The following is a 22,314-nucleotide window of genomic DNA, read 5'->3' as shown; positions in this document are numbered from 1 at the left end:
CCTCCCCCGCAGGCGGGAGAGGGGCCGGGGGAGAGGGCCAGCGCATCAGACGCCGGTATTCGTCGGCAGGATCGCGCGCACCGCCGCCGGCCAGCCCGCGCCAGCGTCGCCCTGCACCACCCACTGCTTCATCGCCTCGATATCGGGGGCAAGGTAGCGGTCGGTATCGACGAATGCCACGCGGCTGCGGATGCGCGCCAGTTCCTGCTCGATCAGCGGCGACGACTCCAGCGGGCGCTGGAACTCGATACCCTGCGCGGCGGCCATGGCCTCGATGCCGACGATCACGGCCGTGTTGGCCGCCATCTCGCCCAGGCGCCGCGCGCCGTAGGTGGCCATGGACACGTGATCCTCCTGGTTGGCCGAAGTCGGCAGGCTGTCCACGCTCGACGGGTGCGCCAGGCACTTGTTCTCGGACGCCAGCGCCGCCGCCGTGACCTGCGCGATCATGAAGCCCGAGTTCAGCCCGCCGTCGCGCACCAGGAACGGCGGCAGGCCAGAGAGCCCCGTATCGAGCAGCAGCGCCAGCCGGCGCTCGGAGATCGCGCCGATCTCGGCAACGGCCAGCGCCAGGATGTCGGCGGCAAACGCCACCGGCTCGGCGTGGAAGTTGCCGCCCGACACCACGTCGCCGGCTTCGGAGAAGACCAGCGGATTGTCTGACGCGGCGTTGGCCTCGATGCGCAGGATGCGCGCAGCGTGCGTCAGGTTGTCGAGGCAGGCGCCCATCACCTGCGGCTGGCAGCGGATTGAGTACGGGTCCTGCACCCGGCCGCACGACTTGTGCGAATCGACGATCTCGCTGCCGTCGAGCATCGCCCGCACCGCGCCGGCCACGGCGATCTGCCCGGCCTGGCCGCGTGCCGCATGGATGCGGGCGTCGAACGGCCTGACCGAACCCTTGATCGCTTCGAGCGACAGCGCGCCCGCCACCAGCCCGGCCGCGAACGCGTCCTCGGCGGCGAACAGTCCGGCCAGTGCCAGCGCCGTGGACACCTGCGTGCCGTTGAGCAGCGCCAGCCCCTCTTTGGGACCCAGCGTGAATGGCTTGAGCCCGGCGTATTCCAGCCCCTCGGCGGCGCTGCGGCGCTGGCCGTCGATCATGACCTCGCCCACGCCGAGCAGCGTGCACGACATGTGCGCCAGCGGCGCCAGATCGCCCGAGGCACCCACCGAGCCCTTGGCCGGGATGCACGGCGTCACGCCATGGTTGGCCAGCGCCAGCAATGCCTCGATCAGTTCCGGCCGCACGCCCGAGTGCCCGCGCGCCAGGCTCACCGCCTTGATCGCCAGGATCAGCCGCACGGTGTCGGCGGCGAGGTCCGGGCCGGTGCCTACGCTGTGCGACAGCACCAGGTTGCGCTGCAGCTCGGCCAGCTTGTCGTGGGGAATGCGGGACTGGGCCAGCTTGCCGAAGCCGGTATTGATGCCGTAGACCACGGCGTCGGCGTCGATGATGTCCTGCACCGTGACCTGCGCCGCCCGCACGCCGGCCCAGGCGGCGTCAGCCATCGCCAGCCGGACCGCGCCACGGTGGATCTGGCGAAGCTGGTCGAGCGTCACTTCGCCGGGGGTCAGTGTGAGGAGAGGTTGGGAATCGTCGGTCATGGATATCCTTGTATGCGCCTGTCTATACAGGTTAGTCGAAAATATTGCCCGCGGGCTGGCTTTTGGTCAGCCCCCGGGACAGATTCCTAGCCGAAGGCGGGATTGCCGTCGGCGCGAAAGCGGCTGCCCAGCCGGTAGCGGTTGCCCGGGTGCAGGCAACGCACGAACGTCACGGGCATGCCGTGCGTCCAGGTGCGGCGCGTCAGCAGCAGACAAGGCTGGCTCGGCGGCATTTCCAGTTGCGTGGCCTGCTCGGGCGTGGCGGCAATGGCGTCCACCACGTGTTCCACCTGGTCGAACGGCACGTTGCGCAGCAGGTACTCGCCCGGCTGGGTGTCCGAAAAATCCTGGGTGATGAAGTCGGGCGCGGCGCGCGGGTTCACGTAGCGGTCTTCCAGTTGCACCGGCACGCCGTCCTCGCGGTGGATGCACAGCGAGTGGTAGACCGACTCCCCGGTGCGCAGCTCCAGCGCGGCCGCCACCTCGATCGACGCCGACACGCGCTCCACGAGTATCACGTCGCACGCATAGTCATGGCCGCGCAGCCGGATCTCGTCCTGCAGGTTCACCACCGACAGCAGCGTGGACTGCGGCTTGTGCTCGGCCACGAACGTGCCCACGCCGGCCACGCGCACCACGCGGCCCTGCTCCGACAACTCGCGCAGCGCCCGGTTGACCGTCATGCGCGACACCGAGAAGCGGTTCACCAGCTCCTGCTCGGACGGCACGCGGTCGCCGGGCTGCCACGCGCCGCTCTGGATCTGGCGCGCGATATATGCCTTGACCTGCTGGTAGAGCGCGGCAGGCGTGGTGGACGACGAAGGGGCAGGTGCGGCCGGTGCGTTCATGATGCGTTGGAAGGTGCCCGTCAATGCTCGGCCGAGGCCATCGCCTCGGCGCGGATCTCTTCGGTCAGCCGCGCCTTGAGCACGGAGAATTCGGGCGACGTCTTGATCGTGTAATGGCGCGGATGGGGAAACTCCACCGCGATCTCGCTCTTGATCCGACCGGGCCGCGCGGAGAACACCGCCACGCGGTTGGCCATGAAGATGGCCTCGTCGATATCGTGCGTGACGAATAATACCGTCTTGCGGTGCGACTCCCAGATGCCGAGCAGCAGTTCCTGCATCAGCACGCGGGTCTGGTTGTCGAGCGCGCCGAACGGTTCGTCGAGCAGCAGGATCTTGGGATCGTTGGCCAGCGCCCGGGCAATGGCGGTGCGCTGCTGCATGCCGCCCGACAACTGCTTCGGGAAATGCTGCTCGAAGCCACGCAGCCCGACGCGAGAAATAAAGAAATCGCTACGTTCCTTCTGCTCGGCGACGCTCATGCCGCGTTCGCGCAGCCCGAAACGCACGTTCTGCTCGATCGTCAGCCACGGAAAGAGCGTGTACGACTGGAACACCATGCCGCGATCGGCGCCGGGGCCGGCCACGGCTTGTCCGTCGAGCAGCACCCGGCCACCGCTCGGCGTGTCGAGGCCGGCCACGATGCGCAGCAGCGTGGACTTGCCGCAGCCCGAAGGCCCCAGGATCGTCACGAAATCGTTGTCGCGCACCTCGAAGTCCACAGGCAGCAGCGCCTGCGTGCTGCCACCGTTCGGATTGGCGAAAGTACGAGATACCTGCTGGATCGACAGCGCGCTCATTTGATCGAACTCCACGGAAACAGCCGCTGGTTGGCCAGCTTGAACACGAGGTCCGACACCAGCCCGATGCAGCCGATGACGATGATGCCGAAGATGATCTGCCCGGTGTTGAGCAGCGCCTGGCTGTCCGTGATCATGTGCCCGATACCCGACGACGAGCCGATCAGCTCGGCCACGATCACGTAGGTCCACGCCCAGCCCAGCACCAGGCGCAGGATCTCGGCGATTTCCGGCGCCGCGCCCGGAATCAGCACACGCCGCACGATGCCGCGCGGCGTGGCGCCCAGCGTGTAGGCGGCCTCCACCAGGTCCTTGCGGGCGCCGCCCACGGTCACGGCCACCATCAGCACGATCTGGAAGAACGAGCCGATGAAGATGACCAGCAGCTTCTGCGTCTCGCCGATGCCGGCCCACAGGATCAGCAGCGGGATGAACGCCGAGGCCGGCAGGTAGCGGCAGAACGACACGAACGGCTCGAAGAACGCCTCGGCCGCCTTGTACGCGCCCATGAGGATGCCCAGCGGCACGGCCAGCACGGCGGCCAGGATGAAGCCGCCCAGCACGCGCCAGACCGTCATGCCGATATCGCCGATGAAGCCGTACTCGGCAAACAGCGCCCAGCCTTCGCGCGCCATCGTCAGCGGATCGGCCAGGAACGTGCGCGACACGAAGCCGCCCAGCGTGGCCGCGGCCCAGACCGCGAAGAACAGCACGAAGAACGCCAGGCCCAGCACCCAGCGGGCCCGCGCCGAGACCGGCACCAGCGGCGACAGCCACGGGTGGCGCGCGCGCGTGGCGTGGCCGGGAGCCTGCTGGATCGGCGCCGGGGCGCGGGCGGCGGCGCCCGGCGCGGCGGAGGTGGTGGCTTGCGACATGCCGGCCTCCGGCTTACTTGAGGAAGCGGGCGTCATAGAGCGCCGTCACGTCGGGCACCTGGCGGATAACGCCGATATCCTTGAGCACGTCGGCGGCCTCCTTGCTGAAGCTGGCCAGCTCGCCGGCAAAGAACGCCTTGTTGGCCGCCTTGTCCTGCCAGCGCAGGTAGGCCGACGACTTGGCGAACTGCTCGCCGGTCTGCTTCACGGCGGCGCCCATGATCTCGTTCGACTTCGCCGGGTCCTTGCGGATCATCTCCAGCGCCTCGAAGTAGCTGTCCACCAGCGCCTGCGCGGCCTTGGGGTTGTCCTTGAGCCATTTCGGAGCGCAGCCCAGGGTATCGGTCACCATCGGGTAGTCGAGCGTGGTGGCCAGGATCTTGCCCTTGTCTGGGTTGGCGCGCACCGTCGACAGGTACGGCTCGTAGGTCATCGCCCCATCGTTCTGCCCCGCCACGAACGCCTGCGCGGCGGCCTGCGGCGACAGCGTGGTCAGTTTCACGTCCTTGAGCGTCATGCCGTTCTTCTTGAGCATCCAGGCCAGGCCGAAGTACGGCGCGGTGCCCGGCGCATCGACGCCGATGGTCTTGCCCTTGAGGTCCGCGAACGACTTGACGTCGGCCCGCACGGCCAGCCCGTCCGCGCCATAGCTCTTGTCGAGCTGCACGATCTGCGTGATGGGCACGCCGTTGGCGTTCCAGGCGACGTGGGTCTCCACGGTGGTGGCCGCGCACTGGATCGCGCCCGACGCCAGCGCCAGGTGCCGGTCCTTCTGCGGAATCATCTTGATCTCCACATCGACGCCGTTCTTCTTGAAGATGCCGGCCTTGTCGGCCAGCGTCAGCGGCGCAAAGCCGGTCCAGCCGCTCATGCCGATGGTCACCGGCGTGTTCTGGGCGTGGGCCGCGGTGGCCAGCACGGTGGAAATGAGGGTCAATGCGGCGCGGCGGTGCAGCTTCATGCTGTCGGCTCCCTGTGGGCGTCGTTCTGGTTTGAGGGTCCCGTCTCCTGGACCTGACGGGCAATGTAGCCAGCCTGTATAGACAAGTCAAACCCGGGGTTTACCTTAGCGGTGCACTGAAAATGGACATTTCGGCACCGGATGCACCACGGTTGTATAGACAGGGAAGCTGGGCGCACTACGCTGCAAGAGCCATGCCTTCTCGGCGGCTTTCTCCCCTCTCCCGCCACGGGAGAGAGGGAGAGAGGAGAAAACCGACCCGAGTGTTAGCGCCTACCGATCAAAAAACGCCGCCACAGTCGGATATCTGAGCCGTACCCGCAGCTCGCGCTTCAACCGCCCGTTGTCCAGCCGGCGCGATTCGCTCATGAAGCTCAGCAGGTTGGCGTCGATCGTCTCGCGCGCCTGCTGGCGGCTGATGCGGGGCGGGCGTGGCAGACCCTTGCGGTCGGCCACGAGGTCGAAGTAATCGGCCATGCGCAGTTCGGTGTCGTCGCTGGCATGGACCACGCGCTGGGGCCGGCCGCGCCAGAGCGAGGCGATCATCGCGCGGGCCAGGTCGTCGGCGTGGATGTGGCTGGTGTAGACATCGTCCTGCGGCGCCAGCGCCGGCGTGCCCTTGTTCAGCCGGGCCACCGGCAGGCGGTCTTCGGCATAGATGCCGGGAATGCGGACGATGCTGGCGCGCCAGCCGGCGTCGCGTCCGAACTGGCGCACCGCCGACTCCGCCGCCACGCGCCGCCGGGCTCGGGCGGTCTGCGGGCGCACGCTATCGAATTCCCGCACGCGCGCGCCGCCCCGGTCGCCATAGACGCCGGTGGTGCTGGCGTAGATGAACGCACCGTTGGCACGGTACCGGGCCGACGCCTCAAACGCGCGGTGCCAGCCCCGCTCGGGTAGAATGGCGGCCTCGCCGGGACTGGCGCCGAAACGCATGGTCCGCGCCCGGCGCCATGCCGCGCGTCGCAACGTCCCCAGCAAGGCGCGCGTACGTGGATCGCCATCGCCCAGGCCGGGCGGCGGCGCGAGGTCCATCACGCGATCGGCGAGGTGGGCCAGCCGCGCCAGCGAGCCGGGCCGGTCGAGATCGGCCACCAGCGGCACGGCCCCGGCCGCGCGCAGCTCGTCGCGGCGCGATGGCTGGGAAGTGACGGCAAAGACGCGCAGGCGCGACGCCAGCAGCCGAAGGACGCGCGACCCGACGTCGCCGCAGCCCACGATCAGCAGGCGCGGGCGGCCCAGCCGGCGTCCCTGCCGGATGCCACCAGGGGAAGACAACGCCGCTTGCGGCGACAGGATTTGGTTCATAGACCCGATTATGGCTTATCAAGTTACCGTCATGCCGAGTGGCCACAAGTTCGAAGTGGCCGCGGACGAAACCATCCTTGGCGCCGCGCTGCGCCATAGCATCGGCCTGCCCTATGGCTGCAAGAACGGCGCCTGCGGCTCCTGCAAGGGCCGCGTCACCGAGGGCACGATCCAACAGGGCGACCATGCCGCCTCGGCGCTGACGGCGCAGGAAAAGACCGAAGGCCGCGCACTGTTCTGCTGCGCCAACGCCACCTCGGACATCACCATCGAGTGCCGCGAAGTGCACGGCGCCGGCGACATCCCCATCAAGAAGGTGCCCTGCCGCGTGAGCACCATGGAACGCCTGGCGGACGACGTCATCGCCATCAAGCTGCAGTTGCCCGCCACCGAGCGCATGCAGTTCCTGGCCGGCCAGTACGTGGAATTCCTGCTGCGCGACGGCAAGCGCCGCAGCTACTCGATCGCCACGCCGCCGCACGAGGAAGGCCCGATCGAACTGCACATCCGCCACATGCCCGGCGGCGCGTTCACGGACTACGTGTTCGGCGCCCGGGAAGGCATGCCGGCCATGAAGGAGCGCGACATCCTGCGTTTCGAGGGCCCGCTGGGCAGCTTCTTCCTGCGCGAGGATTCGGACAAGCCAATCGTGCTGCTGGCGTCGGGCACCGGCTTCGCGCCGATCAAGGCCATCGTCGAGCACGCGGCCTACACCGGCATCACGCGCCCGATGACGCTGTACTGGGGCGGCCGCCGCCCGCAGGACCTCTACATGCACGCGCTGTGCGAGCAGTGGGCGCGCGAGCTGCCTAACTTCAAGTACGTGCCCGTGGTCTCCAACGCGCAGGACGCTGACAACTGGGCCGGCCGTACCGGCTTCGTGCACCAGGCCGTGATGGCCGACCACCCCGACCTGTCGAACCACGAGGTCTACGCCTGCGGCGCGCCGGTCATGGTCAACGCGGCCCGCACCGATTTCACGGCGCAGTGCCGGCTCCACGAGGACGCCTTCTTCGCCGATTCGTTCACATCAGAGGCCGACCTGCACCCGGCCGGCGCGGCCTGATCCAGGCCCGCTGCGCGTTCCGCCGACACAACAATGCCACCCGGGCCTGCCATATTTCGCTTTGACAGCCCGGCGCATGCGCCTTATATTGGCCCCCATGAACACCGCCATCATCCGACGCCGCGCACGTACGTTGCTCCCTTCCGGGGTGCCGCGCGGCTGACCGCAGATTGCGTCTGTTCAGGTCGACAAGCCACGGGCAACCCCCGTGGCTTTTTGCTTTTTCCAGCCAGTTTTTCCGTCCATCGTTTCATGCCGATCCCAGGAGTCCGCCATGGCATTTGCTGAGTTTCCCGTCCAGTCCCTGATGTACATCACCAACCGTCCCGAGCTGGTCTTCACCGAAGGCAGGGGCTCGTGGCTGACGGACCATAACGGCAAGCGCTACCTGGACTTCGTCCAGGGCTGGGCGGTCAATTCGCTGGGCCACTCGAACGAGGGCATGATCGAGGCGCTGGAGAAGCAGGCGCGCAAGCTGCTGAACCCGAGCCCGGCGTTCTACAACGAGCCGATGCTGAAGCTGGCCCGGCAACTGACCGACAACAGCTGCTTCGACAAGGTCTTCTTCGCCAACAGCGGCGCCGAGGCCAACGAAGGCGCCATCAAGCTGGCGCGCAAGTGGGGCCGCAAGCACAAGAACGGCGCGTTCGAGATCATCACGATGGACCACAGCTTCCACGGCCGCACGCTGGCGACCATGAGCGCGTCGGGCAAGGCCGGCTGGGACACGATTTTCGCGCCGCAGGTGCCGGGCTTCCCGAAGGCCGAGCTGAACAACCTGGCTTCGGTCGAGAAGTTGATCACGGACAAGACCGTGGGCATCATGCTGGAGCCGGTGCAGGGTGAAGGCGGCGTGATTCCCGCCACGCGCGAGTTCATGCAGGGCCTGCGTGCGCTGGCCGACAAGCACAAGCTGCTGTTCATCGTGGACGAGGTGCAGACCGGCTGCGGCCGCTGCGGCACGCTGTTCGCCTACGAGCTGTCGGGCGTGGAGCCGGACATCATGACGCTGGGCAAGGGCATCGGCGGCGGTGTGCCGCTCTCCGCGCTGCTGTGCAAGGCCGACGTGGCCAGCTTCGAGGCCGGCGACCAGGGCGGCACCTACAACGGCAACCCGCTGATGACCGCCGTGGGCAGCTCGGTGATCGCGCAGCTCACGGCACCGGGCTTCCTGGACGACGTCAAGGCCAAGGGCCAGTACCTGCGCGAGCAACTGCTGAAACTGTCGGAGGAATTCGGCCTGGGCGGCGAGCGTGGCGAAGGGCTGCTGCGCGCGCTGGTGCTGGGCAAGGACATCGGCCCGCAGATCGTGGAAGAAGCCCGCGAGATGAACCCCACCGGCCTGCTGCTGAACGCCCCGCGCCCCAACCTGCTGCGCTTCATGCCGGCCCTGAACGTCACGCGCGAGGAGATCGACCAGATGATCGGGATGCTGCGCGAGCTGCTGAAGAAGCTGGGGTAAGAAGGAAAAAAACCCGCTGCGAAGCGGGTTTTTTCTTTGCTGAGCGGCCGACCGATTGTTGGCTCCCCTCTCGCACTTTGTGGGAGAGGGGAGAAACCCAGCGGCAGGGAGCTCACTCCCCCAGATACGCCGCCCGCACCTTCGGGTCGTCCAGCATCGCCTTCGCGTCGCCGCTCATGGTGATCAGCCCCGATTCCATCACGTAGCCGCGGTGCGCGGCCTGCAGCGCCAGGCGCGCGTTCTGCTCCACCAGCAGCACCGTCACGCCCTGCCCCGACACCGTGCGCACCACCTCGAAGATCTTCTCGACCATGATCGGCGAGAGACCCATCGACGGCTCGTCCAGCAGCAGCAGCTTGGGCTGGCTCATCAGCGCGCGCGCCATGGCCAGCATCTGCTGCTCGCCGCCCGACATCGTGCCGGCCAGCTGGTTGGCGCGCTCCTTCAGGCGCGGGAAGGTCTCGAACATGCGATCGATGTCGGCCTTGATGCCGGCCTCGTCGTTGCGCGTGTACGCACCCATCTGCAGGTTCTCGGTGATCGTCATGCGCGCGAACACGCCGCGGCCTTCCGGCACCATCGCCAGCCCCTGCTTGAGCAGCTTGTAGCTGGGCACGCCCTTGATGGACTTGCCCATGTACTCCACGTCGCCGGCCGCCCAGCCCTGCAGGCCGGTGATGGCCTTCATGGTCGTGGTCTTGCCGGCACCATTGGCGCCGATCAGCGTCACCAGTTCGCCATCATGGATTTCCAGGTCCACGCCCTTGACGGCCTGGATGCCGCCGTAGGCCACCTTCAGGCCGGAAATCTTCAGGATCGTCTGTGTCATTTGCTTCGCTCCCGCCTTTCTGGCCTTAGTGCGCCGACGCGCCGAGGTAAGCCTCGATCACGGCAGGATTGTTCTGGACTTCGTGCGGCAGGCCCTGGGCGATGACCTTGCCGTAGTCGAGCACGGTCAGCCGGTTGCACAGGCCCATCACGAGCTTCACGTCGTGCTCGATCAGCAGGATGGTCTTGCCATCGTTCTTGATCTTCTCCAGCAGGCCGCGCAGCTCCACCTTCTCGGTGGCGTTCATGCCGGCGGCGGGCTCGTCCAGCGCCAGCAGCTTCGGCTCGGTGGCCAGCGCACGGGCGATCTCCAGGCGGCGCTGGTGGCCGTACGACAGGTTGCGCGACGTGAAATTGGCGTACTTGCCAATGCCCACGTAGTCCAGCAGGTCGTGGGCCATGTCCTCGATGCCCTCTTCTTCGCGGCGCACCGAGGGCGGACGGAAGACGGCGCCGAAAATGCCGGCCTTGGTCCGCACGTGGCGACCCACCATCACGTTCTCCAGCGCGGTCATGTCGCCGAACAGGCGGATGTTCTGGAACGTGCGCGCGATGCCGGTCTTGGCCACCTCGTGCACGGCCGTGGGCTGGTACGGCTTGCCGCCCAGCACGAACTCGCCCGAATCGGGCGTGTAGAGGCCCGTGATCACGTTGAAGAACGTGGTCTTGCCGGCGCCGTTCGGACCGATCAGGCCGTAGATCTCGCCGGGCTTGATCTGCAGGCCCACATCGGACAGCGCCTGCAGGCCGCCGAAACGCTTGTTGACCCCCTGTACGGACAGGAGGAAATCGGAATTGCTCATGTTATCCCCCTGTTCAGAAACGGCCCACGGAACCCGCGCGGCGTACCACCGGACGGTCTTCCTTGCGCGGCGACGGCCAGATACCGGCCGGGCGATACAGCATCACGCCCACCAGCGCCAGGCCGAACAGCAGCTGGCGCAGCACTTCGGCATCGACGATCACATGGCCGAACAGGCCGGTCTGCATCGGCTCCGCCACCACGCGCAGCAGTTCCTGGAAGCCCACCAGCAGGATGCCGCCCAGAATCACGCCCGGGATATGGCCCATGCCGCCCAGCACCACGATGGCGAGGATGTAGATCGATTCCCACAGCGTGAACGATTCCGGCGATACGAAGCCCTGAAAAGCGCCGAATACAGCACCCGAAGCACCTCCGAACGAAGCGCCCATGGCAAACGCCAGCAGCTTCATGTTGCGGGTGTTGATGCCCATGGCCTTGGCCGCGATCTCGTCTTCACGGATGGCCACCCAGGCGCGTCCGATCCGCGAGTTCTGCAGGCGCAGGCAGATGAACACGATCACGATGACCAGGAACACCAGCAGGTAGTAATACATGAACACCGGCGTGAACTTCATCCCGAAGATCTCGTGCGACTTCGAGAAATCGAAGCCGAAGATGTGCACCGGGTCCACCGCCGTGATGCCCTTGGGCCCGTTGGTGATGTTCACCGGACGGTCCAGGTTGTTCATGAAGATACGGATGATTTCGCCGAAGCCCAGCGTCACGATGGCCAGGTAGTCGCCGCGCAGTTTCAGCGTCGGCGCCCCCAGCAACACGCCGAAGGTGGCCGCCACGAGGATCGCTATGGGCAGTACCAGCCACATTGTGAGGTGGATGCCGTTCGGGAAGATCTGCTGGATCCACTCGAACTGGTTTGCCAGGTGCGGCGAGCCGAGCAGCGCCATGCAGTAGGCGCCCACCGCGTAGAACGCGATGTAGCCCAGGTCGAGCAGGCCGGCAAAGCCCACCACGATGTTCAGGCCCAGCGCCAGCATGATGTAGAGCAGCGCGAAGTCCAGCACGCGCACCCAGTAGTTGCCGCCAAAGCTCTGGACGAAGAACGGTGCGCAGAGCGCGATGACGAGGAAGCCCAGCAGGGCCGCCAGGGTCTTGGCCGGCACGCGCGACGGCGCGGTCACGGCTGCGGTTTGGATCGGAGCGTTCATGATTGCAGTCTCCTTCCTCAGGCGCGGTCGGCCACGCGTTCGCCCATGATGCCGGACGGACGGAAGACGAGCACGATGATCAGCACGATGAACGCGAAGACGTCCTGGTAGTTCGAGCCGAACACGCCATTGGTCAGGTCGCCGATATAGCCGGCGCCGAGCGCCTCGATCAGCCCCAGCAGCATGCCGCCCACCATGGCGCCCGCCAGGTTGCCGATGCCGCCCAGCACTGCGGCGGTGAACGCCTTCAGGCCCGGGATGAAGCCCATGTAGAAGTGGGCGTTACCGTAGTTCGTGGCCATCATCACGCCTGCCAGCGCCGCCAGCGCGGCGCCGATCATGAACGTGGCCGAGATCACGAAGTTGGGGTTCACGCCCATCAGGCCCGCCACCTTCTGGTTCTCGGCGGTGGCGCGCATGGCGCGGCCGAGCTTGGTGCGGTTCACCAGGGCCAGCAGGCCGGCCATGACCATCACGGCCATGCCGATGATGACCATTTCCTTGCCGGTGATGGTGGCGCCGGTGGTGCCGATGTCGATCGGCTCCGAGGGCAGCAGTTGCGGGAACGTCAGCGGGTTGCGCGACCAGATCAGCATCCCCACGGTCTGGAGGATGATCGAGACGCCGATCGCGGTAATCAGCGGCGCCAGGCGCGGCGCATTGCGCAACGGCCGGTAGGCGACGCGTTCGATGGTGTACGAGAGCACTGCGCAGACGGGCATGGCGATCAGCGTGGCGATCACCAGCGTCAGCCATTCGGGCAGGCCGGGCGCGAATTTCTGCAGCCCAAGGATTGCCGACAGGGCGGTCAGCGCGCCAATCATCAGCACGTCGCCGTGGGCGAAGTTGATGATGCCCAGAATGCCGTAGACCATGGTGTAGCCCAGTGCGATCAGCGCGTAGATGCTGCCGAGCACCAGACCGTTCACGATCTGCTGGATAAAGATATCCATGAAAACTCCTGCTTCGGCCCCAGTCCGGCCGGCATGGTGTGGATGCCGTGGAAGGGACGTAATGTGAATGGTAAGGGTAGGTTGGTAGTCAGTTGCTGGTGTGCTGCCCGCCCTGTTCCATCCATGGTAAGGATGCCGATGACACGTTGGCGAGACTAAAAAGAACGGCACCGCAATGTCATCACGGTGCCGTTCAGGTGGGCCGGTAAGCCCGGATTACATCTTCACGACGTCGAGGACGGACTTCTTCTTGTCCTTGTACTCGTACAGCGTGATGGTGCCTTCCTTCATGTCGCCCTTCTCGTCGAAGGCGATGTTGCCGATCACGCCCTTGTAGTTCGTCTTGGGCATTTCGGCCAGGATGGCTGCCGGTTCGGCCGAGTTGGCGCGCTTCATGGCATCCACGATCACCATGACGGCGTCATAGGTGAACGGTGCGTAGATCTGCACCGGGGCGTTGAAGCGAGCCTGGTAGCGCTTCTGGAAGTCGGCGCCGTTCTCCATCTTCGACAGGGCCAGGCCTGCTTCCGAGCAGATCAGGTTCGTCACGGCGTCGCCGGCCAGTTCGGCCACCTTGTCCGTGCAGACGCCGTCGCCGCCCACGATCTTCGAGCCGATGCCCAGTTCCTTGGCCTGCTTGGTGAACGGGCCGCCAGTGGCGTCCATGCCGCCGAACATGATGACGTCCGGCTTCTTGCCCTTGATCTTGGTCAGAATGGCCTTGAAGTCGGTGGCCTTGTCGTTGGTGGCTTCACGCGCCACCACGTTCACGCCGGCCGCCTTGGCGGTCTTCTCGAACTCGTCGGCCAGGCCCTTGCCGTAGGCGGTGGCATCGTCGACGATGGCCACGCTCTTGGCGTTCAGGCTCTTGGCGGCGTAGTTGGCCAGTGCCGGACCCTGCTGGGCGTCGGTGGCCACCACGCGGTACGTGGTCTTGAAGCCCTGCTTCGTGTAGTCGGGGTTGGTCGACGACGGCGAGATCTGCACGATGCCGGCATCGCTGTAGATCTTCGAGGCCGGGATCGAGACGCCCGAGTTCAGGTGACCCACCACGGCCACGACCTTGGCGTCCACGAGCTTCTGGGCCACGGCGGTACCCGTCTTCGGATCGGCGGCGTCGTCTTCGCCAACCAGTTCCAGCTTGATCTTCTTGCCACCGACCTCAAGGCCGGCCTTGTTCACTTCCTCGACGGCCAGGCGAGCGCCGTTCTCGTTGTCCTTGCCAAGGTGGGCGATGCCGCCGGTCAGCGGCGCAGCGTGGCCGATCTTGACGACGACGTCACCACCGGCGGCGGCGGGCGCCGCGGCTGCCGGTGCGGATGCTGCCGTATCCGCCGGCTTTTCTTCTTTCTTGCCACATGCAGCGACCAGCGCCACAGCGGCCGCGATCGGCAGAATCTTGGCAAACGTGAATTGCATGAGTGATCTCCTAGGATTCACAAAAACAGGGTTTTAGTTACGCCTCCCGGACGTAATCCCTGGACCGCCTTTGTTTAGTTTCAATTTGAAACGCGCGCATTGTATCCCCTTTCTTTGCGGATGCAATACGCGACGCAACAACCTGAACCTTTTACCCACCAATTGAGCTAGGGAATTTCCCCAATGCACAGATTGGGGCAATCAAAGCCCAATTGGCGGACCCGTCTCCTTCCCTTTCAAGAATCGTGCCCGCAGCGCCTGCAGAGGCGCTTACGCCACGGCATAAGGCTCTCCGGCGCCACCCTTAATGCCACGCTATTAATTAGGCATTTCATTTCAAATCCCGAGCACTAACTCTAATGTGCAGAATGTTACGCCGCACCATAATAGGGAAAACCCCACTCTCCGGGATTACCCTGATTTTCTCCGGCGTAGCACATGGTAATTCCCTTGATTATCTGGAAAGCCTCGCATTGGCATGCGGGTTGGCGGGCAGCGGGAGGGTCGGACGCACGTTTCCAACGCACGGCCATACTTGCTGAAGGGGTATTCCGGCCGCGCACCAGGGCGGTGCGGCACCAAAGAAAAACGCCGCTGGGGCGAGCCAGCGGCGTTCGGGGTCCTGCCGAGGGTGGCAGGCGTCAGGCCGTCACGTTGGCCAGGCCGCGCGGCAGCGGGAACGACATGTTCTCCTCGACGCCTTCGAGCGCGCGCACCGACTTCACGCCGAAGGTGCGCAGCCGCTCGACGATGGCCTGCGCCAGCGCCTCGGGCGCCGACGCGCCAGCCGTCAGGCCGATGCGGCGCTTGCCGGCCACCCACTCGGGCTTGAGCTGGTCCGGATCGTCGACCATGTAGGCCGGCACGCCCAGGCGGTCCGCCAGTTCGCGCAGCCGGTTCGAGTTCGAACTGTTCGGGCTGCCCACCACGATCACCACCTCCACCTGCGGCACCATGAACTTCACGGCATCCTGGCGGTTCTGCGTGGCATAGCAGATGTCCTGCTTCTTGGGCTCGCGGATCAGCGGGAAGCGCGCCTTGAGCGCGGCCACGATCTCGGCGGTCTCGTCCACCGACAGCGTGGTCTGCGTGACATAGGCCAGCTGGGCCGGATCGGCCACGACCAGCGTCTGCACATCCTCGACCGATTCCACCAGCAGCATGCCGGCTTCGGACTGCCCCATGGTGCCTTCCACCTCGGGGTGGCCCTTGTGGCCGATCATGATGATCTCGCAGCCTTCGGCGCGCATCTTGCCCACCTCGACGTGCACCTTGGTCACCAGCGGGCAGGTGGCGTCGAACACGGTCAGGCCGCGCTGCGTCGCATCGGCGCGCACCTCCTTCGACACGCCGTGCGCGCTGAAGATGACGGTCGAGCCGGCGGGCACTTCCTCGAGCTCGTCGATGAAGATCGCACCCTTCTTGCGCAGGTCGGCCACCACGTAGGCGTTGTGCACGATCTCGTGGCGCACGTAGATCGGCGCGCCGAACAGCGTCAGCGCCCGCTCGACGATCTCGATGGCGCGATCCACGCCCGCGCAGAACCCGCGCGGCTGGGCCATCAGGATCTCCGCGTCGGCGGAGGTAGTGATATCGGTCATGCTGCGTTCCATCGCCACGGCGGACATCAGAGAATTCCGATCAACTGGACGTCGAACAGGATTGTCTGTCCGGCCAGGGGGTGGTTGAAGTCGAAGAGTGCCGCGGTGTCGCCGTATTCCTTGAGCACGCCGGCGTACTTGCCGCCGCCGGGCGCATTGAATTCGACGAGATCGCCGGGCGTGTATTCCTCTTCGAACGAGCTGTTCTCGCGCAGCGTGGCCAGCGAGACCCACTGCAGCAGTTCGGGATTGCGCGGGCCGAACGCCAGTTCCGGCGCCAGGCGGTAGGTCATGCGCTCGCCCTCGGGCATGCCGAGCAGCGCCTGTTCGAGCGTGGGCGCCATCTGGCCCTGGCCCAGCAGCAGCGTGGCCGGCTTCTCCTCGAAGGTACTGACGACCTCGGTGCCGTTCTCGAGGGCGATGCTGTAATGAAGCGTCAGGAAGGAATCGGCCTGGACGGTCTTGCGCCCGGTCAAGGCGGGCGCAGAAGTTTGCAGAGTCATGTGAGTCAACCGGTCAACAGCCGCCATTGTATGCGACTCCGGTGACCCCGCGCTGGACATCGGCCGTCCGCCCCATTACAGTGTGGCCCGCATCGCAGCATCCGCGACAAGCCTGAGCAGGACCGGCTTCCGACGCGTCAATACCACGTGACGCAGGCGGCACCGCGCAACATCACCCTTCCGATCCTCTCGGAAGGCATTGATTCGCCGCTCGTTTCCGGTCTATAATGTTCGTCTTGCTGAAATACCAATCCGCTGCAGTCCGGGCCCGCGCGCCTTTTGTTGATCTGTTGCGAACATTGTCCACGAATAAGATTTAGGAGTGCTTCATGGCACGCGTCTGTCAAGTGACCGGGAAAGCGCCGATGGTCGGCAACAACGTTTCCCACGCAAACAACAAGACCAAGCGCCGCTTTCTGCCCAATCTGCAGAACCGCCGCTTCTTCGTTGAATCGGAAAACCGCTGGGTGAGCCTGCGCGTCTCGAACGCCGGTCTGCGCCTGATCGACAAGAAAGGCATCGACTCCGTGCTCGCAGACCTGCGCGCACGTGGCGAAGTCTAATTAGGAGTACGTTATGGCCAGCAAAGGCGGACGCGACAAGATCAAGCTGGAATCGACCGCAGGTACGGGTCATTTCTACACGACCACCAAGAACAAGCGCACCATGCCGGAAAAGATGGAGATCTCGAAGTTCGATCCCGTCGCCCGCAAGCACGTGCCTTACAAGGAAACCAAGATCAAGTAATTGATCCCTGGATTTCAGCCGAAAGCCTCGCCTTTGCGAGGCTTTTTGCTTTTGGGGCGCCCGCAGGTCTTCCGCCCCGCAGACCCTTGTCGTACAAGGGAAAGATGTCAGGATTGTGGCAGTCGGGTGTAGACTTCCCGGTCCCCACACGCCCCCTCGCCTTCTGGCGACCCCCTGCACCATGAACTTCGATGTCGCGATCGTCGGCAGCGGTCTGGCCGGCCTTACCGTCGCGCTGCAGTTGGCCGATACCCACAAGGTGGTCATCCTCAGCAAACGCAGCATGACCGCCGGGGCGAGCGACTGGGCACAGGGCGGCATCGCAGCGGTGCTCGACTCGGGCGACAGCCACGACGAACACACGCAGGACACCCTGGTTGCCGGCGCCGGGCTCTGTGACGAGGAAGCCACGCGCTACATTGTCGAGCACGGCCGCGAGGCGATCCAGTGGCTGATCGACCGGGGCGTGCCATTTACCCGCGACGCCGAGGCCGAACTGGGCTTCCACCTGACCCGCGAAGGTGGCCACAGCCGCCGGCGCATCATCCATGCCGCCGACGCGACGGGCCATGCCGTGGTGACCACGCTGGCCGAGCAGGCACGCCAGCATCCGAACATCACGATCCTTGAAGACCAGTTCGCCATCGACCTGATCACGTCGGCCAAGCTGGGGCTGCCCGGCCACCGTTGCTACGGCCTCTACGTGCTCGACGCCGCCACCGACGAAGTCCGCACGATGACGGCCACGCAGACCGTGCTTGCCGCTGGCGGCGCCGGCAAGGTCTACCTGTATACGACCAACCCCGACACGGCCACCGGCGACGGCATCGCCATGGCGTGGCGCGCCGGCTGCCGGGTGGCCAACATGGAATTCATCCAGTTCCACCCGACCTGCCTCTACCACCCCTACGCCAAGTCTTTCCTGATTTCCGAAGCCGTGCGCGGCGAAGGCGGCCTGCTCAAGCTGCCGGACGGCACGCGTTTCATGCCGGCCCACGACGAGCGCGCCGAGCTGGCGCCGCGCGATGTGGTGGCACGTGCAATCGATTTCGAGATGAAGAAGCGCGGCCTCGACTGCGTCTATCTCGACATCACGCACCAGCCCGAAGCCTTCCTCAGGGAACACTTCCCGACAATCCATGCGCGCTGCCTGGAACTCGGCATCGACATCACAAAACAGCCAATTCCGGTGGTACCGGCCGCGCACTACACCTGCGGCGGCGTGGTCACCGACACGGCCGGACGCACCGACATCGGCAACCTGTATGCGGTGGGCGAGACCGGCTGCACGGGCCTGCACGGCGCCAACCGGCTGGCGTCGAACTCGCTGCTCGAATGCATGGTGATCGGCCAGGCGGCCGCCGCCGACATCGCTGCCCATGGCAAGGCCGGCGCGCCAGACATCCGCCTGCCCGCGTGGGACGAAAGCCGCGTGTCCGATGCCGACGAGGAAGTGGTGGTGTCGCACAACTGGGACGAGTTGCGCCGGATGATGTGGAATTACGTCGGGATCGTACGCACCGACAAGCGGCTGGAACGCGCCCAGCATCGAATCGGCCTGCTACGCGAGGAAATCGCCGAGTACTACGCGAACTTCCGTGTCACGCGCGACCTGTTGGAACTGCGCAACCTCGTGGAAGTGGCGTCGATGATCGTGGAAAGCGCCTATTCCAGGCATGAGAGCCGCGGACTGCATTTCAGCCGCGACTATCCGGAAACACTGCCGAAGGCGCTGCCGACCGTGCTGCGGCCGGCCCGCGCCAGGCGGTAGGCGCCGCAGCCCCCTACCCGATCACCCGCAGCGAATAATCGGTCGCCCTGACATCCTTCGTCAGCGCGCCCACCGAGATCCGGTCCACACCGGTCTCGGCGAACTCGCGGATCGTCTCGGAGTTCACGCCGCCCGATACCTCCAGCAGCGCGCGCCCGGCGTTGACCGCCACGGCTTCGCGCATCATCGGCACGGTGAAGTTATCGATCAGGATGGACTTTGCACCCGCCTCCAGCGCTTCGCGCAACTCGGCGATCGACTCGACCTCGACCTGGATCGACGCGTCGGTGCCCAGCGCCAGCGCCGCCTGCACGGCGGCGGTGATGCTGCCCGCGGCGGCGATATGGTTTTCCTTGATCAGGATGCCGTCATAGAGCGCCAGCCGCTGGTTCTCGCCGCCGCCCACCCTGACCGCGTACTTCTGCGCCAGCCGCAGACCGGGCAGCGTCTTGCGCGTATCGAGCACGCGCGCCCGGGTGTCGGCGATCAGGTCGGCGTAGCGGCGCGTGGCCGTGGCCACGCCCGAGAGCAACTGCAGGAAGTTCAGCGACGGCCGCTCCGCCGTCAGCAGTGCGCGCGCCGGGCCGGCGATCTCGCACACCACGTCGTCGGCCTGTATCCGCGCGCCTTCTTGCTGGCGCCACGTCACACGTAGCTGTTCGTCCACGGCGCGCATCGAGGCCTCGAACCATGGCCGCCCGCACAGCACCGCCGACTCGCGCACGATCACGCGCGCCTGCACCGGCTTGTCGGCCGGCACCAGCAGGCCGGTCAGGTCGCCGGTGCCCACATCCTCGGCAATCGCCGCCTTGACGTTCGCTTCCAGCGCTGCCGCCAGCGCGGGGCCGTAGCTGTCGAAAATCGCGTTCACGCTCATGCCGGACCCACTCCCTGGAACAGCGCGCCCTCGGCGGCGAGGTCGGCGGCGGGGCGCACCCTGGCTTTCTGCTGCGCGGCGAAGTCAAGCATGCGGTCGATGCAGACCACGGCCTGCCGGCCGATGACGGGATCGACGTGGATTTCGTTGCGGCCCGTCTCCAGCACTTCGGCCAGGTTGGTCAGCGCGTTCATGGCCATCCACGGGCAGTGCGCGCAGCTCTTGCAGGTGGCGCTGTTGCCGGCGGTAGGCGCCTCAATGAATACCTTGCCCGGCGCGGCCATCCGCATCTTGTGCAGGATGCCGTTGTCGGTGGCCACGATGAATTCGTTGGCGTCCAGTTCCTGGGCGGCGGCGATCAGCTGGCTGGTCGAGCCGATCACGTCGGCCTGCTCCACCACGTTGGCGGGCGATTCCGGATGCACCAGGATTTTCGCCTTCGGATGCTCGCGGCGCAGCAGGTCGAGTTCGATGCCCTTGAACTCGTCGTGCACCAGGCAGGAGCCCTGCCACAGCAGCATGTCGGCGCCGGTTTCCTTCTGGATGTAGCTGCCAAGGTGTTTGTCCGGCGCCCACAGGATCTTCTTGCCCTGCGCGTGCAGGTGCTGGACGATCTTCAGGCCGATGCTCGATGTCACCATCCAGTCCGCGCGTGCCTTCACGGCGGCGCTGGTATTGGCGTAGACCACCACGGTGCGGTCCGGGTGGGCATCGCAGAATGCCGAGAAGTCGTCAGCCGGGCAGCCCAGGTCGAGCGAGCAGGTCGCGTCGAGATCGGGCATCAGGATCGTCTTCTCGGGGCTCAGGATCTTGGCGGTCTCGCCCATGAAGCGCACCCCGGCCACCACCAGCGTCTGCGCCGCGTGATCGCGGCCAAAGCGGGCCATTTCGAGCGAGTCGGACACGCATCCGCCCGTTTCCTCGGCCAGGTCCTGCAGGTCGGCATCGACGTAGTAGTGCGCCACCAGCACCGCGTTGCGCTCCTTGAGCAGCCTGCGGATGCGATCCTTGAGCGCCGATCGTTCGTCGGGGGTCAGTGCCGGGGGCACCTTGGCCCACGCATGCGCCACGCAGCTTCCGCCGGCGGCGCTCTGGGCATCCGTCAGGTTCGGCTTCTCGAACTCGACGGTCTTGATGGTCTGTGGGGTCATCTCTTCACGTACTCCTCGGGGCACCCAGTGCCGCCGCGCTTTGCCTCACGCGGTCTATTGCCAGCAACATGGGGAGCGAAAGCCAACAACAAAAAGCCCCGCACGGGGCGGGGCTTTGTAGCCATGACGGGCGTGTCGCCGATTGTATCAGGCGTACCGGCGCAGGCGCAGCGAAAACTCCTGCAGCGCCTGGATGCCACTGGCTTCGGCGCGATGGCACCATGCCTGCAACTGGGCCAGCAGTTGCTCGCGCGTCATGTTCGAGCGGCCCCAGATCACGGCCAGCTCGCGGCGCATTTCCACGAACGTGTGCAGCATCTTGTTCTGCTCGGTGATCGTGGCGAGCTGTTGGCGCTGCGGCGCGCCCAGCTTCATTTCCTCGCGGTGGAACCACTTGCGCGCCGGCTTGTAGTGCGTGTATTCCGGCGAGCCGCCTTCCTTGTGCTTGAGCATTTCCTCGCGGTACGCGGCCTTCAGCGCCTTGGCGTAGCGGGCCATCACGTCATACCGGTTGGCGATGATCGCTTCCAGCGTGTTGTGGTCGACCTCGCGGGCTTCCACCAGGCGTGCCTTGGGCGGGGTCTTCTTGACCTTGGCCAGGCCTACCGCCTGCATGGCGCGGATGTACCACCAGCCCACGTCGATCTCGTACCACTTGATCGAGAACTTGGCCGACGTCGGATACGTGTGGTGGTTGTTGTGCAGTTCCTCGCCACCGATGATGAAGCCCCACGGCGAGACATTGGTCGAAGCATCCTCGCAATCGTAGTTGCGATACCCCCACCAGTGGCCCAGGCCATTGATGATGCCGGCGGCATGGATCGGAATCCACAGCATCTGCACGGCCCACACGGTCATGCCGATCACGCCGAACAGTGCCAGGTCGATGATCAGCATCAGGCCCACGCCCTGCCAGCCGAAGCGCGAGTACACATTGCGCTCGACCCAGTCATTGGGTGTGCCATGGCCGAACTTGGCGATGGTTTCCTTGTTCTTGGACTCCGCGCGGTACAGCTCGGCGCCTTCCAGCAGCACCTTGCGGATGCCGCGGGTCTGCGGGCTGTGCGGATCGTCCTCGGTCTCGCACTTGGCGTGGTGCTTGCGGTGGATGGCGGTCCATTCCTTGGTCACCATGCCCGTGGTCATCCAGAGCCAGAAGCGGAAGAAGTGCTGGGCGATCGGATGGAGGTCCAGCGACCGGTGCGCCATGCAGCGGTGCAGGAAGATGGTCACGCCCGCGATCGTGATGTGCGTCATCACGAGCGTGTAGATCACGATCTCCCACCAGGACCAGTTGGCAAGGCCGTTGGCGGCCCAGTCAAGAATTGAGTCGAACAAACTATGTTCTCCGTCGTAAAACGAGTGTTTGCAGCGCGGCACCACCGTGCGGCGCACCTGTCGCGCAGAAAAAAGACTGCAAAGAAGTCGATTGCGATAGCTTTCTGGCGCGGGCTTGACCCTGAGGGGCGCCTGGCCGAGGCACGAACCGCTGCAATCTGGCGGTTGTCTGGTGTGGGACGGCGGGTAGCGTTACCCGCGACAACCCGTCATTCTACCGGATCGGC

The 22,314-nt window shown here is 65.8% G+C and carries 21 protein-coding genes; 5 read left to right on the top strand and 16 right to left on the bottom strand.

Going from position 1 to position 22,314, the window contains the following annotated elements; translation table 11 throughout:
* Window positions 1–45 precede the first annotated feature (45 nt).
* The 6 genes from hutH to EV147_RS01130 form a co-directional block, all read right to left on the bottom strand.
* Window positions 46–1,608 (bottom strand): histidine ammonia-lyase, encoded by a 1,563-nt coding sequence (gene hutH, locus EV147_RS01155; RefSeq protein ID WP_130389302.1) that lies wholly within the window; start codon window positions 1,606–1,608, stop codon window positions 46–48.
* Window positions 1,609–1,694: 86 nt separating this feature from the next.
* On the bottom strand, window positions 1,695–2,456 hold the full coding sequence (hutC, locus tag EV147_RS01150) for a histidine utilization repressor (protein WP_130389301.1): 762 nt from the start codon (window positions 2,454–2,456) through the stop codon (window positions 1,695–1,697).
* A 20-nt stretch (window positions 2,457–2,476) separates the two neighbouring features.
* Window positions 2,477–3,256 carry an ABC transporter ATP-binding protein gene (locus EV147_RS01145; RefSeq protein ID WP_130389300.1) on the bottom strand — a complete coding sequence of 260 codons (780 nt, stop codon included), beginning with the start codon at window positions 3,254–3,256 and terminating at the stop codon, window positions 2,477–2,479.
* Window positions 3,253–4,131 carry an ABC transporter permease gene (locus tag EV147_RS01140; RefSeq protein ID WP_130389299.1) on the bottom strand — a complete coding sequence of 293 codons (879 nt, stop codon included), beginning with the start codon at window positions 4,129–4,131 and terminating at the stop codon, window positions 3,253–3,255. The genes EV147_RS01145 and EV147_RS01140 overlap by 4 nt, the downstream gene beginning before the upstream one ends.
* Before the next feature lie 13 nt (window positions 4,132–4,144).
* Window positions 4,145–5,092, bottom strand: a complete 948-nt coding sequence (locus EV147_RS01135) for an ABC transporter substrate-binding protein (protein ID WP_130389298.1) — start codon at window positions 5,090–5,092, stop codon at window positions 4,145–4,147.
* 273 nt (window positions 5,093–5,365) lie between these two features.
* A complete protein-coding gene (locus tag EV147_RS01130) occupies window positions 5,366–6,400 on the bottom strand; it encodes an NAD-dependent epimerase/dehydratase family protein (RefSeq protein WP_130389297.1) in 1,035 nt (344 codons plus the stop codon).
* Between the two features lie 10 nt (window positions 6,401–6,410).
* On the opposite strand from EV147_RS01130, the gene EV147_RS01125 reads away from it, so the two are divergent.
* Both EV147_RS01125 and EV147_RS01120 read left to right on the top strand, forming a co-directional pair.
* Window positions 6,411–7,466 carry a CDP-6-deoxy-delta-3,4-glucoseen reductase gene (locus EV147_RS01125; protein ID WP_130389296.1) on the top strand — a complete coding sequence of 352 codons (1,056 nt, stop codon included), beginning with the start codon at window positions 6,411–6,413 and terminating at the stop codon, window positions 7,464–7,466.
* A 274-nt stretch (window positions 7,467–7,740) separates the two neighbouring features.
* Window positions 7,741–8,928: an acetylornithine transaminase gene (locus EV147_RS01120; RefSeq protein ID WP_130389295.1), complete on the top strand. Its 1,188-nt coding sequence runs from the start codon at window positions 7,741–7,743 to the stop codon at window positions 8,926–8,928.
* A 112-nt stretch (window positions 8,929–9,040) separates the two neighbouring features.
* Here EV147_RS01120 and EV147_RS01115 read toward each other — a convergent pair whose 3' ends face one another.
* From EV147_RS01115 to EV147_RS01085, 7 genes are all read right to left on the bottom strand, one after another.
* The gene (locus EV147_RS01115) at window positions 9,041–9,757 is read right to left on the bottom strand and encodes an ABC transporter ATP-binding protein (protein ID WP_130389294.1); all 717 of its coding nucleotides are present in this window, start codon (window positions 9,755–9,757) and stop codon (window positions 9,041–9,043) included.
* Between the two features lie 25 nt (window positions 9,758–9,782).
* The gene (locus EV147_RS01110) at window positions 9,783–10,559 is read right to left on the bottom strand and encodes an ABC transporter ATP-binding protein (RefSeq protein WP_130389293.1); all 777 of its coding nucleotides are present in this window, start codon (window positions 10,557–10,559) and stop codon (window positions 9,783–9,785) included.
* Between the two features lie 13 nt (window positions 10,560–10,572).
* The gene (locus EV147_RS01105; protein ID WP_130389292.1) at window positions 10,573–11,727 is read right to left on the bottom strand and encodes an ABC transporter permease subunit; all 1,155 of its coding nucleotides are present in this window, start codon (window positions 11,725–11,727) and stop codon (window positions 10,573–10,575) included.
* A gap of 17 nt (window positions 11,728–11,744) precedes the next feature.
* The gene (locus tag EV147_RS01100) at window positions 11,745–12,680 is read right to left on the bottom strand and encodes a branched-chain amino acid ABC transporter permease (RefSeq protein WP_130389291.1); all 936 of its coding nucleotides are present in this window, start codon (window positions 12,678–12,680) and stop codon (window positions 11,745–11,747) included.
* Window positions 12,681–12,896: 216 nt separating this feature from the next.
* On the bottom strand, window positions 12,897–14,099 hold the full coding sequence (locus tag EV147_RS01095) for a branched-chain amino acid ABC transporter substrate-binding protein (protein WP_130389290.1): 1,203 nt from the start codon (window positions 14,097–14,099) through the stop codon (window positions 12,897–12,899).
* 641 nt (window positions 14,100–14,740) lie between these two features.
* Window positions 14,741–15,727, bottom strand: coding sequence for a 4-hydroxy-3-methylbut-2-enyl diphosphate reductase (gene ispH / locus EV147_RS01090; RefSeq protein ID WP_130389289.1), 987 nt, complete (start codon window positions 15,725–15,727; stop codon window positions 14,741–14,743).
* The gene (locus EV147_RS01085; protein WP_130389288.1) at window positions 15,727–16,203 is read right to left on the bottom strand and encodes an FKBP-type peptidyl-prolyl cis-trans isomerase; all 477 of its coding nucleotides are present in this window, start codon (window positions 16,201–16,203) and stop codon (window positions 15,727–15,729) included. Before EV147_RS01085 ends, ispH begins: the two co-directional genes overlap by 1 nt.
* Window positions 16,204–16,532: 329 nt before the next feature.
* Between EV147_RS01085 and rpmB the strand changes: the two genes are divergently transcribed.
* From rpmB to nadB, 3 genes are all read left to right on the top strand, one after another.
* Window positions 16,533–16,766, top strand: a complete 234-nt coding sequence (rpmB, locus tag EV147_RS01080; RefSeq protein ID WP_006575661.1) for a 50S ribosomal protein L28 — start codon at window positions 16,533–16,535, stop codon at window positions 16,764–16,766.
* A 13-nt stretch (window positions 16,767–16,779) separates the two neighbouring features.
* A complete protein-coding gene (rpmG, locus tag EV147_RS01075) occupies window positions 16,780–16,950 on the top strand; it encodes a 50S ribosomal protein L33 (RefSeq protein WP_008644909.1) in 171 nt (56 codons plus the stop codon).
* Window positions 16,951–17,131: 181 nt separating this feature from the next.
* Window positions 17,132–18,721, top strand: a complete 1,590-nt coding sequence (gene nadB / locus EV147_RS01070; protein ID WP_130389287.1) for an L-aspartate oxidase — start codon at window positions 17,132–17,134, stop codon at window positions 18,719–18,721.
* A gap of 13 nt (window positions 18,722–18,734) precedes the next feature.
* Here nadB and nadC read toward each other — a convergent pair whose 3' ends face one another.
* The 3 genes from nadC to EV147_RS01055 all read right to left on the bottom strand — a co-directional run bounded on the left by nadC (window position 18,735) and on the right by EV147_RS01055 (window position 22,087).
* On the bottom strand, window positions 18,735–19,598 hold the full coding sequence (nadC, locus tag EV147_RS01065; protein WP_130389286.1) for a carboxylating nicotinate-nucleotide diphosphorylase: 864 nt from the start codon (window positions 19,596–19,598) through the stop codon (window positions 18,735–18,737).
* Window positions 19,595–20,749, bottom strand: a complete 1,155-nt coding sequence (nadA, locus tag EV147_RS01060) for a quinolinate synthase NadA (RefSeq protein WP_130389285.1) — start codon at window positions 20,747–20,749, stop codon at window positions 19,595–19,597. Before nadA ends, nadC begins: the two co-directional genes overlap by 4 nt.
* Before the next feature lie 147 nt (window positions 20,750–20,896).
* Window positions 20,897–22,087: a DesA family fatty acid desaturase gene (locus EV147_RS01055; protein ID WP_130389284.1), complete on the bottom strand. Its 1,191-nt coding sequence runs from the start codon at window positions 22,085–22,087 to the stop codon at window positions 20,897–20,899.
* Between the last annotated feature and the right edge of the window lie 227 nt (window positions 22,088–22,314).

Origin of the sequence: Cupriavidus agavae, assembly GCF_004217045.1 — a bacterium.
GTDB lineage: Bacteria > Pseudomonadota > Gammaproteobacteria > Burkholderiales > Burkholderiaceae > Cupriavidus > Cupriavidus agavae.
The sequence above is the reverse complement of the archived record's forward strand: the minus strand, read 5'-3'. Positions and strand labels throughout refer to the sequence as shown.